The 12,183-nt window shown below is 68.8% G+C and carries 11 protein-coding genes; 9 read left to right on the forward strand and 2 right to left on the reverse strand.

Going from position 1 to position 12,183, the window contains the following annotated elements:
* Positions 1 to 708: 708 nt before the first annotated feature.
* Both J9611_RS14150 and J9611_RS14155 read right to left on the reverse strand, forming a co-directional pair.
* Positions 709 to 3,099, reverse strand: coding sequence for an ATP-binding cassette domain-containing protein (locus tag J9611_RS14150; protein ID WP_211881043.1), 2,391 nt, complete (start codon positions 3,097 to 3,099; stop codon positions 709 to 711).
* A 146-nt stretch (positions 3,100 to 3,245) separates the two neighbouring features.
* Positions 3,246 to 3,602, reverse strand: a complete 357-nt coding sequence (locus tag J9611_RS14155; protein WP_211881045.1) for a VOC family protein — start codon at positions 3,600 to 3,602, stop codon at positions 3,246 to 3,248.
* 184 nt (positions 3,603 to 3,786) lie between these two features.
* On the opposite strand from J9611_RS14155, the gene J9611_RS14160 reads away from it, so the two are divergent.
* From J9611_RS14160 to J9611_RS14200, 9 genes are all read left to right on the forward strand, one after another.
* Positions 3,787 to 5,025 (forward strand): type III polyketide synthase, encoded by a 1,239-nt coding sequence (locus J9611_RS14160; protein WP_211881047.1) that lies wholly within the window; start codon positions 3,787 to 3,789, stop codon positions 5,023 to 5,025.
* Positions 5,016 to 5,783 (forward strand): class I SAM-dependent methyltransferase, encoded by a 768-nt coding sequence (locus J9611_RS14165; RefSeq protein WP_211881048.1) that lies wholly within the window; start codon positions 5,016 to 5,018, stop codon positions 5,781 to 5,783. Before J9611_RS14160 ends, J9611_RS14165 begins: the two co-directional genes overlap by 10 nt.
* Positions 5,767 to 6,921, forward strand: coding sequence for an FAD-dependent oxidoreductase (locus J9611_RS14170; protein ID WP_211881049.1), 1,155 nt, complete (start codon positions 5,767 to 5,769; stop codon positions 6,919 to 6,921). Before J9611_RS14165 ends, J9611_RS14170 begins: the two co-directional genes overlap by 17 nt.
* Before the next feature lie 44 nt (positions 6,922 to 6,965).
* Positions 6,966 to 7,982 (forward strand): hypothetical protein, encoded by a 1,017-nt coding sequence (locus J9611_RS14175; protein WP_246527824.1) that lies wholly within the window; start codon positions 6,966 to 6,968, stop codon positions 7,980 to 7,982.
* 9 nt (positions 7,983 to 7,991) lie between these two features.
* Complete coding sequence (locus tag J9611_RS14180; protein ID WP_211881050.1) at positions 7,992 to 8,669, forward strand: peptide deformylase; 678 nt, start codon at positions 7,992 to 7,994, stop codon at positions 8,667 to 8,669.
* A 26-nt stretch (positions 8,670 to 8,695) separates the two neighbouring features.
* The gene (locus J9611_RS14185; RefSeq protein WP_211881051.1) at positions 8,696 to 9,568 is read left to right on the forward strand and encodes a methyltransferase domain-containing protein; all 873 of its coding nucleotides are present in this window, start codon (positions 8,696 to 8,698) and stop codon (positions 9,566 to 9,568) included.
* A gap of 122 nt (positions 9,569 to 9,690) precedes the next feature.
* A complete protein-coding gene (locus J9611_RS14190) occupies positions 9,691 to 10,152 on the forward strand; it encodes an NfeD family protein (protein ID WP_211881052.1) in 462 nt (153 codons plus the stop codon).
* Between the two features lie 113 nt (positions 10,153 to 10,265).
* Positions 10,266 to 11,255 (forward strand): SPFH domain-containing protein, encoded by a 990-nt coding sequence (locus tag J9611_RS14195; protein WP_246527825.1) that lies wholly within the window; start codon positions 10,266 to 10,268, stop codon positions 11,253 to 11,255.
* 337 nt (positions 11,256 to 11,592) lie between these two features.
* A complete protein-coding gene (locus J9611_RS14200; protein WP_136322768.1) occupies positions 11,593 to 11,940 on the forward strand; it encodes an RNA polymerase-binding protein RbpA in 348 nt (115 codons plus the stop codon).
* Positions 11,941 to 12,183 lie beyond the last annotated feature (243 nt).

Raw genomic sequence — 12,183 nt, forward strand, 5'->3', positions numbered from 1 at the left:
CCGGCCGGATGCGTCACCTAAAGTGAAACGCACCACGCCAATGGTTCAACTAACTTGAGACAAACCCGACCAATGCTCCAACTATCTTGAGATTGCGTCACTTTAGGTGAGACAGGACAACTATGTTGAGACCGGACAGAAACCGTTGTCCCGCCAGCTAGCCTCTTCTGAGCCCCAGCTTTACATAATGTCGATTATCGGCGTTACGCATGGAGTGTGGAAGGGGCTCTGCGGCCGCCGGTCGACCGGTCGAGATCCACGCATCTTCAAGTTCACTGGCCCTCCGGATCCATCGGCCTCGCTGGGAATGAAACCCGGCCGGTCTACCTACGGTCCCTGGAAACTGCTGTTCCGCGAACCGTCCTGGTCCGGTCCGACGCGCGCGACGCCGCCCAGGCAGGACTGACCGCGGCCACCCGTGCGGAAAATCCGCGATTCTTTGACCCGGCAAACGGGCTTGCTGCTCAGCCCCAGCACCAAGGTCCGGAACGACATCTCCGCCCGAAGCCAGCAAACTCTTCAGCCACGCACCGGAAGACATCGACACCTGCCCCGGAATCAATCTACTTGACATAACTCATTCGGCGACGGTGCCGTGTGCAGCAGAGGCAGCAGCCCGATGCCGGAACTCGATGTGTCCCCCGGCCGTATCGACCGTGGAGCGGACGAGTCGAACCCGACGAGAGAACCCGTCCGCGAGATCCCCGGTCAGGAGCGGACGTAGGCCGCGAGATGCCGGCCGGTGAGCGTGGAGCGCCCGGCGACGAGGTCTGCGGGTGTGCCCTCGAAGACGAGCCTGCCGCCGTCGTGGCCGGCGCCGGGGCCAAGGTCGATGATCCAGTCGGCGTGCGCCATGACGGCCTGGTGGTGCTCGATGACGATGACCGATTTGCCGGACTCCACAAGGCGGTCGAGGAGGCCCAGCAGGTTCTGGACGTCGGCGAGGTGAAGGCCGGTGGTGGGCTCGTCGAGGACGTAGACGTCACCCTTCTCCGCCATCTGGGTGGCCAGCTTGACGCGCTGCCGCTCGCCGCCGGACAGCGTGGTGAGCGGCTGGCCGAGGGTGAGGTACCCGAGCCCGACGTCCACGAGCCGGTCGAGGATCTTGTGGGCCGCCGGCGTACGGGCCTCCCCTTCGCCGAAGAACACCTCGGCCTCGGTCACCGACATGGCCAGCACTTCGGCGATGTTGCGGCCGCCCAGCTTGTATTCCAGGACTGACGCCTGGAACCTCCTGCCCTCGCAGTCCTCGCAGATGGACTCGACCGTGGCCATCACGCCCAGTTCGGTGAAGATGACGCCCGCGCCGTTGCACGTGGGGCAGGCGCCTTCCGAGTTGGAGCTGAACAGCGCCGGCTTCACGCCGTTGGCCTTCGCGAACGCCTTGCGGATCGGCTCGAGAAGGCCCGTGTACGTCGAAGGGTTGCTGCGCCGCGACCCCTTGATGGCACCCTGGTCGATCACCACTACACCGTCGCGGCCGGCCACCGAGCCGTGGATCAGCGAGCTCTTGCCCGAACCGGCGACACCCGTGACCACGCAAAGCACGCCGAGCGGAACGTCGACGTCCACGTCCTTGAGATTGTGCGTGGACGCGCCACGGACCTCCAGGGCGCCCGACGACGGGCGTACCGACTCCTTGAGGGCAGCCCGGTCATCCAGGTGGCGGCCGGTGATGGTGTCACTCCCCCGGAGGCCCTCCACGGTGCCCTCGAAGCAGACGCTGCCGCCCCCCGTGCCGGCACCGGGACCGAGGTCGACGACGTGGTCGGCGATCGCGATGGTCTCGGGCTTGTGCTCGACGACGAGCACGGTGTTGCCCTTGTCCCGCAGCTGCAGCAACAGCTCATTCATCCGCTCGATGTCATGCGGGTGCAGGCCGATCGTCGGCTCGTCAAAGACGTAGGTGACGTCCGTGAGGGACGAGCCGAGATGCCGGATCATTTTGGTACGCTGGGCCTCTCCCCCGGACAGCGTGCCCGCCGGCCGGTCCAGCGAGAGGTATCCCAGCCCGATTTCGGCGAACGAGTCGAGCAGGTGCTGCAAGCCTTTGAGGAGCGGCGCGACCGAAGGCTGGTTGAGCTCGCGGACCCACGCGGCCAGGTCGCTGATCTGCATCCCGCACAGGTCGGCGATGTTCCTGCCCTGGATCTTCGAGGACCTGGCCTCCGGGCTGAGCCGCGTGCCGTCGCACTCCGGGCAGGTCTGGAACGTGATGGCGCGCTCCACGAAGGCCCGGACGTGAGGCTGCATCGCGTCGACGTCCTTCGAGAGCATCGATTTCTGGATCTTCGGGATCAGGCCCTCGTAGGTGAGGTTGATGCCCTCGACCTTGATCTTGGTCGGTTCCTTGTAGAGCAGGTCCTGCATTTCCTTTTTGGTGAACTTCGCGATCGGCTTGTCCATGTTGAAGCCGGCGCCGCTGAAGATGCGGCCGTACCAGCCGTCCATGCTGTAGCCGGGGACCGTCAGGGCACCCTCGCCGAGCGACTTGCTGTCGTCGTACAGCGCGGTGAGGTCGAAGTCGGAGACCGAACCCATGCCCTCGCAGCGCGGACACATGCCGCCCAGGTAGACGGCATTTTGGACGACGCTTTTCTCGACCCTGCCGCTCTTCTCCGTGCTCATCACGCCGCTCGCCTTCCGCGTCGGGACGTTGAAGGAGAAGGCCGTCGGTGGGCCGACGTACGGCTTACCCAGCCGGCTGAAAAGGATCCGGAGCATGGCGTTGGCGTCGGTGGCGGTGCCCACGGTGGAGCGGGGATTCGCACCCATCCGCTCCTGGTCAACGATGATCGCCGTGGTCAGTCCCTCAAGCATGTCGACGTCGGGCCGCGCCAGGTTCGGCATGAATCCCTGCACAAAGGCGCTGTAGGTCTCGTTGATCATCCGCTGCGACTCCGCGGCGATCGTGGCGAACACAAGCGAGCTCTTGCCCGAGCCGGAGACACCGGTGAACACCGTCAGGCGCCGCTTCGGGATCTCGATGCTGATGTCCTTGAGGTTGTTCACGCGCGCGCCCTGCACGCGGATCAGATCGTGGCTGTCCGCCACGTGCAGCTCAGGCGACTGCGTGTCCGTCCTCGTGGCCATACTCATCGTGTCTCCATCTGCTAAGCGGGGCCGCCTTCGCGGTCTCCGCCGGCGTCGTCTGGCTCTATCTAACCAGCTTCGGGCGGCACATCCGGTCCACTTTCGCCGGCGCGGTCCGCTGTCTACCTCACTGGAGCAGCCCGCTGTCTACCTCACCGGTCCTGGAGCAGCCCGAGGACGTTGCCGTCGGGGTCTGTGACGGTGGCCACGAGGCGGCCGCCGCCGACGTCGTGCGGGGGCTCCTTCACGGTGGCACCCGCGGCGGTCACCTCGGCCAGCTTCGCCGCGAGGTCCGGCACGTGCCAGTAGGCCACCGGCGAGGTCATGCCCTGCGGTCCGCCGCCGGGCACCAGCCCGATGTGCTGGCCGGCGGCCTCGAAGCCGACGTAGTAGGGCCCGTCGGTCTGCGGCGGCACGCCGAGCAGGGCGGTGTACACCGCCTTGGCCGCGGCGAGGTCGGACACGGGATGCAGCACGGTCTTGATTCCCTGGGTGGAAGAGCCGGTCATGTTCACTCCTGGGTCGTGGTGGTGGTGTCCATGGCGGTCACTCTAGCAGCGGCCCGGTGACCGGCGCTGCCCGATTCCTGATCGGTCTGGTCACCTGTTTCGCCGCGCGCGACGGCGTCCCCGCCGCCGCGCGCGCCGCCAGCGGAACCATTGTCTTTGACGCCGGCCTCACTGAGAATGAACCATGACGGTCTACCTGAGGTCCCTGGAAACTGCTGTTCCGCCAACTGTCCTGGTCCAGTCCGAAGCGCGCGACGTGTTTGCGGCCCAGCCAGGGCTGACCAGGCTGGGCACCAGGCTGGTTGCCACCTGCTTCGACTCCGCAGCCATCGACACCCGGTACACCGCCGTCGAGGAACTGACCATGACCCGCCGCGCCGAGAATCCGCGGTTCTTTGACCCGGCCACGGGCCTGCTGCTCAGCCCCAGCACCAAGGTCCGCAACGACATCTTCGCCACCGAAGCCACCAAACTCTTCATCGAGGCCGCCCGGAAGGCCCTCGGCGTCTGCCCCCGAATCGACGTGCTTGACATAACCCATCTCGTGACGGTGTCCTGTACGGGATTCTTCAACCCCGGCCCGGACTACAAGATCGTCCGGGCCCTGGGCCTGAACCCCGCGGTGCAGCGCTACCACCTCGGCTTCATGGGCTGCTACGCGGCTTTCCCGGCGCTGCGGGCCGCCAAGTCCTTCTGCGAGGCCGATCCGGACGCCGTCGTGCTCGTGGTCTGCGCGGAACTCTGCTCCCTCCACGTCCGGACCTCCAACGACCCGGACACCATCATGGGCTCGGCCCTCTTCGCCGACGGCGCGGCGGCAGCCATCATCACCGCCCGGGAGATCCCCGGCGCACCGGCGCTGCTGCGGCTGGACCACTTCGAAACCGTCCTGACCCCCGTCGGCGAGGAATCCATGGCCTGGAACATCGGCGACGAAGGCTTCGAGATGGTGCTCGGAAACTACGTCCCGCACATCATCGACGACCACATCATCGGCGCCCTGGAGCCGCTGCTCTCCCGCGACAGCACCCTGCGCGGACTCCCCTACCGGGACATCCGGCACTGGGCCATCCACCCGGGCGGCCGCAGCATCCTGGACAAGGTCCAGTCCCGGCTGGAGCTCACCGACGAGCAGCTGGTCCCGGCCCGTGAAACCCTGCGGAACTTCGGGAACATGAGCAGCGCCACGGTCCTGTTCGTGCTCAAGCACATCCTGGACCTTCCCGCCGCTGCAGACGCGGCCGACGCCGGAGCCCCCGGCGGCGCCGACGCCTCCGCCGACGGGGTGGAGCGGATCTGTTCCATGGCGTTCGGCCCCGGCCTGACGGTGGAAACGGCCCTGTTCACCAAGCTCCGGGCGCCGGAGGACGGCGATGGCGGGCGGACCGGAACCACTGCACTGCCGGAATCCGCATGGGCCTGAGCGCAGGCAGGGGACCCCTGCGCGCACGCGCTGCCGGCGCCGTCGAGGAAATGGACCTGCCCGGCTGCGATCCGGCACGGCTGGACCGCACCTATGCGCAGTTCGCCCTCGTCAACAGGGCCGTCTCCGGCTGGCGGGGCATCTACCGCGCCCTGATCAGGCCCGCACTCTCCCCCGGCTCACCGACCAGCCTGCTGGACATCGGCTGCGGCGGCGGCGACGTTCCCGTCCGGCTCGCCCGCTGGGCCGCCAGGGACGGGCTGCGGCTGGAGATCACGGCCATCGACCCGGACCCGCGGGCCATCCGTTTCGCCCGCGAGCGGAACGGCGCCGCAGGCGTCACCTTCCGGCAGGCCCCGGCGTCCGTGCTCGTGGACGAAAACCGCAGCTACGACATCGTGATGTCCAACCATGTGCTCCACCATCTGGAAACGGACGGGCTGCCGGCGTTCCTCGCCGACTCCGCGGCCCTGTGCCGCGGCCTGGTCCTCCACAACGACCTGCGGCGCAGCGCCGCCGCCTATGCGCTCTTCTATGCGGGGTCCTGGGTGCTCCGCGGCTCCTACATCCGGCAGGACGGGCTGACGTCGATCCGGCGCAGCTACACCGCCCGGGAGCTTCAGTCCGTGGCTCCCCCCGGCTGGACTGCGGCACGCCGCTCCCCCTTCCGGAACCTGCTGATCCTGGACAAGCGGGCGGACAAGCGGGCGGACAAGCGGTCCGGTGGACGGGGTGATAATAGTGCCGCGGGAGGCTGAGGTCCTGGTCATCGGCGGCGGACCCGTGGGGCTTTTCCTGGCCGTCCTGCTGCTGCAGCGCGGCGTCACGGTCCGGGTCCTCGAGCAGCGGTCCGCCGCGGACACGCACCCCCGTGCCATCGGCATCCATCCCCCGGCGCTTGCCGCCCTGCAGGGCGCCGGCGTGGCAACGGATCTCGTGGCGGAAGGCGTGGCGATCCGCCGCGGCATCGCCGTCGGCGGCGGCCGGCGTCTTGCCGAGATGTCCTTCGCCGGGGTGTCCGACATGTTCCCCTACGTCCTCTCGCTTCCGCAAACGCGTACCCAGGCGGTGCTGGAGCGGCGCATCCGGGAACTGGACCCCGACGCCCTGCACCGGGGTGTGCGGCTCACGGGGCTGCACGACGACGGCGGCCGGGTCACCGTGGAGGCCGCCACCCCCGCGGGCGCAGTCCGGTATTCGGCGCCGCTCCTGGTGGCGGCCGACGGCGCGCGGTCCACCGTGCGGGCGCTGCAGGACATCCCCGTGAAGGCGAAGGATTATCCGGACAGCTATCTGATGGGGGATTTTGCCGAGAGCACGGACTTCGGCCCGGACGCCGCCCTGTTCCTGGCAGCCGACGGCATTGTGGAGTCCTTCCCCCTTCCGGGCGGGGTGCGCCGCTGGGTCGTCCGGCTGGCTGCCGTGCCGGCCGGTGCGGACGCCCGCTGGCTGGCGCGGCGGGTCACCGAACGCACCGGAATCGGGATTGACCCGGGGACGAACAGCATGCTCAGCGGCTTCGGCGTCCGCTCGCGGCTGGCACGCCGCATGGTGAACGGCCGGACCATACTGATCGGGGACGCGGCCCATGAGGTCAGCCCCATCGGCGGGCAGGGCATGAACCTCGGGCTGCTGGACGCGCTGGCCCTGGCGCCCATCCTGGCCGCTGCCCTGCGCAACGGCAGCGGCAACGGCGGCGTGGCTGCGCCGCAACGATGCTTCGAACGGACGCGGCTGAGGGCCGCCGCCACGGCCGTCCGGCAGTCGGAAATCAACATGGCATTGGGGCGGCCCCTGCCGGGCCCTCTCCTTGCCGTCCGGAACCGGGCAATCTCAGCCGCCGCCGCAGTTCCGGCGGTGAACCTGCTCATCGCCCGCCGGTTCACCATGCAGTGACAGCCTCATGCCGCCATAGGGCCCGTTCAGCCTAAACTGTTCCCATGGGCCGCCTCTTCCCGCGGCACCGGGGGCGCACGGCCGCCGCTCCGCCCGCCCGGACGACCACGCCGAGGGTACTCGCCGCGCTGTTCCTGCTGGCCACGACGGCGTCCTGCAGCGCCGTCATCCCTGCCCCCGGGGCCTCCCCTCCCGCATCGGCCGCGCCCCGGCCGGTGACGGCCGGGATCAACCAATTCCGCGACAACTACAGCAGGCGGATCATCGAAATACAGCTCACCAACAACACCGCCGGCCCTCTGACCGTGCTGGCGGCGGAGCTGGAGAGCCCGCTCTTCCCTTCCGGGATCAGCTGGCCGGCACCGGGCGGCGGGATGGAGTTGCCGCCGGGACAGCCCAAAAGCCTGCCGGCGGCGCTGCCCGCCCCGGACTGCGGGCAGGGATCAGCCCCGGCGGGGTCAGCGTCAGGGACGGCAGCGGCAGTGACGGCAACGCCAGGACCAGCGGACGCCGGGCCGGGAGGCCCCGCCACGGTGTCCCTCCGGCTGGCCGGACCGGAAGGACGGACGGAGCAACAGGCCGCGGTCCCGGCGCCGGACCCCTACGGCGTCCTCACTCGGAACAACGCCGAAATGTGCCTGGCCCAGGCGGCCGCCGCCGTCGCCGGCTTCCGGCTGGAACCGGACCTGGAGGTGTCCGCCGATGGACGGACCGCCGTCGTGCGTCTGACGATCACGCCGCGCCGCCCGGCCGGCGGACAGTTACTGACCGTTGACCGGATCGAGGGCACCACGCTGCTGGCGGAGGACCAGGACGTGCCATGGCCCCGCTCCGTGACGGTAGGTGCGGGCGGACTGCGCCCAGGGCCAGCCACCGTGCTCCGGCTGCGCATCCGCCCCGCGCGTTGTGACCCGCACGCCGTTGCCGAGGACAAAGTGGGGACGCTGCTGCCGCTGCGGGTGCGGGTCGGCGGGAGGGAAGGAATCCTGAAGGTCGACGCCGGAGGGCTTCTGCGGGGGCGTATTTACGACTTTGTCACATCGGCCTGCGGACGCCAGTAGTCTGTTCCCATGCCCGCAGATGCCCAGCCCACAGACTTCAGCGCCGCCCGCATCCGCGAAACCGTCCAGCAGATCCTGGCTGCCGGGGTCCTTCCCGCGATTGTCCAGGCCGGCCATCCGGTCCTGCGGCAGTGGGCCGCGCCCTACGACGGCCAGCTGGACGACGCCGAGCTTGCGCAGCTGATCGACCTCATGCGCAGCGTCATGCACAAGGCGCCCGGCGTCGGCCTGGCGGCCCCGCAGCTGGGGATCCCGCTGCAGCTCGCCGTCCTCGAGGACCAGTTCGAGGTCGACGCCGGGGTCGCCGCCGTGCGCAGCCGGGAGCCGCTGCCCTTCTTCGCCATGCTGAACCCGGGCTACCAGCCCCTCGGCACCTCGACCGCGGCCTTCTATGAGGGCTGCCTCTCGCTGAACGGGCTGCAGGCCGCCGTGCTGCGCCCCGCCTCCGTGCGGCTAGAATTCACTGCCCCCGACGGAACACCGGGCCGGCGGGACTTCACCGGCTGGCAGGCCCGGGTCGTCCAGCACGAGACCGACCACCTGCACGGCATCCTGTACCTTGACCGGGCGGAACTGCGCTCCCTCAGCAGCAACGCCGAATACTCGGCCCGCTGGTCCCAGCCGGACATCGCCCTGGCCCGGCAGGAACTCGGGTTCCTGCCGGACGGCGAAGGGACTGCGGGATAGCCCCGGGCCGCCCCTAGGATGGACACATGCTCCCCGTCCCGACCGTCCCCCTGCTGTGCCCGGTGTGCCGCAGCCCCCTCGGAGCGGGCGGCGGCCGGCCCCGCACCCTGGTCTGTCCGGCGGGCCACAGCTTCGACGCGGCCCGGCAGGGGTACTTCAACTTCCTGGTCGGCAAGGGCACCGTCTTCGAAGCTGACGCGGCGGACATGGTGGCGGCCCGCTTCCATTTCCTCTCCGCCGGCCATTACCGGCCCCTCGCCGAGGCCGTTACGGACATTTCCGCGCCCGCACTCGCCGGCGCCTTCACCGGCTCCGGCGCCACGGTGCTGGATGCCGGCACCGGCACCGGCCACTACCTGCGGACCCTGCTGGACCGGTTCCCGGCAGCGGCGGTCGGACTGGATATTTCGAAGTTCGCGCTGCGCCGCGCGGCCAGGATGAACCCGGAGGCCGTGAACCTGGTCGGTGACGTGTGGCAGCCGCTGCCGGTGGCGGACGGCGCCGTCGACGTCGTCACCGTGGTGTTCGCGCCGCGCAACGCGGCCGAGTTCGCCCGCGTCCTCAGGCCCGGCGGCCGCCTCGTGGTGGTCACGCCGCGGCCCGGCCATCTTGCTGAAGTCTCCGGTCAGACCGGAATGCTCGGGATCGAACCGGCCAAGGAGGAGCGGCTGGCGGCCTCGCTCGAAGGGCACTTCTCCCCCCTCACCGCCCGCGACCTGGACCTGGACCTGTCGCTGGGCCCCGCCGATGTCGCCAACCTGGCCCTCATGGGGCCGGCCGGCCACCACCTGGACCGGGCGGCCCTGGCGTCCCTGGCGGCGGGTCTTCCGCCGCTGACCGCCGTGTCGGCGCGCTTCCGGATCAGCGTCTTTGAACCACTCAGGCACGCCGCGGCATAACGACTCAGCCACGTTTCCCGGCAGCAGTCGCCGCCCCGCCCCGGCCCGTGCCCTTCGGCTTAGGATGGAACCACAGTGACTGGGGAGCTGCGCCTGCAACTCCCGGGACGAAGGGGGAACAGATGTTCGAATGGCTGGCCGGGAACTGGTGGGCACTCTGGCTCACGGTCTTCCTCGTCTTCGCCGTGGTGGAGATGCTCACGCTGGGCCTTTTCTTCATCATGCTCGGCGGCGGTGCCCTCGCCGGACTGCTGGCTGACTTCGCCGGCGCGGACCTGTGGCTCCAGATCGTGGCCTTCTGCGTGGTCTCCCTGCTCATGATCGGCTTCGTGCGGCCGGTGGCGCTCCAGCACCTCCGCAAGGGACCCGCGGACCAGCGCAGCAACATCGAGCGCCTGATCGGCGAGTCCGCCCTGGTCATGGAGGCCGTCAGCGCGAGCGGCGGCCTGGTCAAGATCGGCGGTGACGTCTGGAGCGCCCGCACGGAAGCCGGAGTCCTCGCACCCGGCCAGCAGGCCGTGGTCAGCGCCATCGACGGCGCCACCGCCGTCGTCGCCCCGCAGCCCGGGCCCTTACCCGAGTAAGGACCGGCGAGTAAAACAGGCGAGTGAAAACAGGACGGTAAAACCGGGCAACGCCAGCCCTGCAAGCTAAGGCAAAGCAAACAACTGGCAAACAACTGGGGAAAAGGTGATGTATGGATATCGCAGTCGCAATTGTGCTGCTGGTTCTGGTTGCATTCGTGATTATCGTGCTCGTGCGGTCGGTGCGGATCATCCCGCAGGCCCGTGCCGGAGTCGTTGAACGGCTGGGCAAGTACCAGCGCACCCTCAACCCGGGCCTGACGATCCTGATCCCCTTCGTCGACCGGCTGCTGCCGCTGCTGGACCTGCGTGAACAGGTGGTCTCCTTCCCGCCGCAACCGGTCATCACCGAAGACAACCTCGTGGTCTCCATCGACACCGTGGTCTACTTCCAGGTCACCGACGCCCGGGCGGCAACCTACGAGATCGCCAACTACATCCAGGCCGTCGAACAGCTCACCACCACCACGCTCCGCAACGTGGTGGGCGGCCTGAACCTCGAAGAGGCACTCACCTCGCGTGACCAGATCAACGGCCAGCTGCGCGGCGTGCTGGACGAGGCGACAGGCCGCTGGGGCATCCGCGTCTCCCGCGTGGAGCTCAAGGCGATCGATCCGCCCCACTCCATCCAGGACTCGATGGAGAAACAGATGCGTGCCGAGCGGGACCGCCGCGCCGCCATCCTCACCGCCGAGGGCACCAAGCAGTCGGCCATCCTCACCGCCGAGGGCCAGCGGCAGTCCTCCATCCTGAAGGCCGAAGGCGACGCCAAGGCGGCGATCCTCCGGGCGGACGGCGAAGCGCAGGCCATCCAGAAGGTGTTTGACGCCATCCACAAGGGCAATCCGGACCAGAAGCTCCTGGCGTACCAGTACCTGCAGATGCTCCCGAAAATTGCCGAGGGTTCGGCCAACAAGCTCTGGATCATTCCGAGCGAGGTCGGCGAGGCCCTCAAGGGCATCGGGAACGCCCTCGGCGGCGGCAACGGCGCCCAGGCGCGGGAGGGCGTGTCCGGCCAGGACACCGCTGCGGGCGCGGCTGTTCCCTCGGCTGTCCCGGAAGACGGCGCGCGGGGACCCATGCCGCCCGTCCGGGAGTTCTGACGCTCACGGGTCTACTCAAGGGTCGGAGTGAGGAGGGGAGGGATCCGCTGAGGCGGGTTCCTCCCCTTCCTTCGCCCGGCTGACCGGCGGCTTCCGGCGCGGCTTGCACTGCGCGTACGCGCTTTACCTGCAACGGTGCTTGCCCGTATACTTGGGTATTTGTCCGGCCTGTTCAGTGCGCCGGAACAATTATGCTTCGCAAAGCGTTTTACCAGTTGACGACTTTTTCCGGTACCTGATCACCGGTGCAGCGCAATGCAAACAATAGTCCGGCGCGGCCCCTGGGCCCCCGGCTGACACAGGGCTTGGCTCTGTGAACCGAATAGAGGGAGAAAAGATGAGCGATCGCAGCCTGCGGGGTATGCGCCTTGGCGCACAGAGCATGGAGACCGAATCCGGCGTCGAACCGGCTCCGCGCCAGCGGGTCGAGTACCGTTGCGCGGACGGTGAGCAGGTATTCGTGACCTTCTCCTCCGAAGCGGAGATCCCCCCGGTATGGGTTTCGAAGACGGGCAAGGAAGCACTGCTGGTCGACGGCGAACGTCCCGTCAACAGCAACGAGAAGGCAGTCCGCACGCACTGGGACATGCTGCTGGAACGCCGCTCCCTCCCCGAACTGGAGCAGATCCTCGAAGACCGCCTCACGATCCTGCGTGAACGCCGGGGCGAACGCCGCTCGGCCTGAGCGTCCCCGCGCCGGCAATGACAAAGGGCCGGGCCCGCACGTCTTTCCGACGTGCGGGCCCGGCCCTTTGCCGTGCAGGCTGCCTGGCTAGGCCTTACCCGCCTGCCGGGCTGAGTTCTTGTTCTTGCCGCCGAGCTTGCCGGTGAGCGTGTTCCAGCGTGCCGCCAGGCCCCACCTCGTGACGTTGACCATGGCTTCCACCACAATGTTTCCGCTCATCTTCGAGGCGCCCAGTTCGCGCTC

Origin of the sequence: Pseudarthrobacter albicanus (genome assembly GCF_018224015.1) — a bacterium.
GTDB classification, from domain to species: Bacteria; Actinomycetota; Actinomycetes; order Actinomycetales; family Micrococcaceae; genus Arthrobacter; species Arthrobacter albicanus.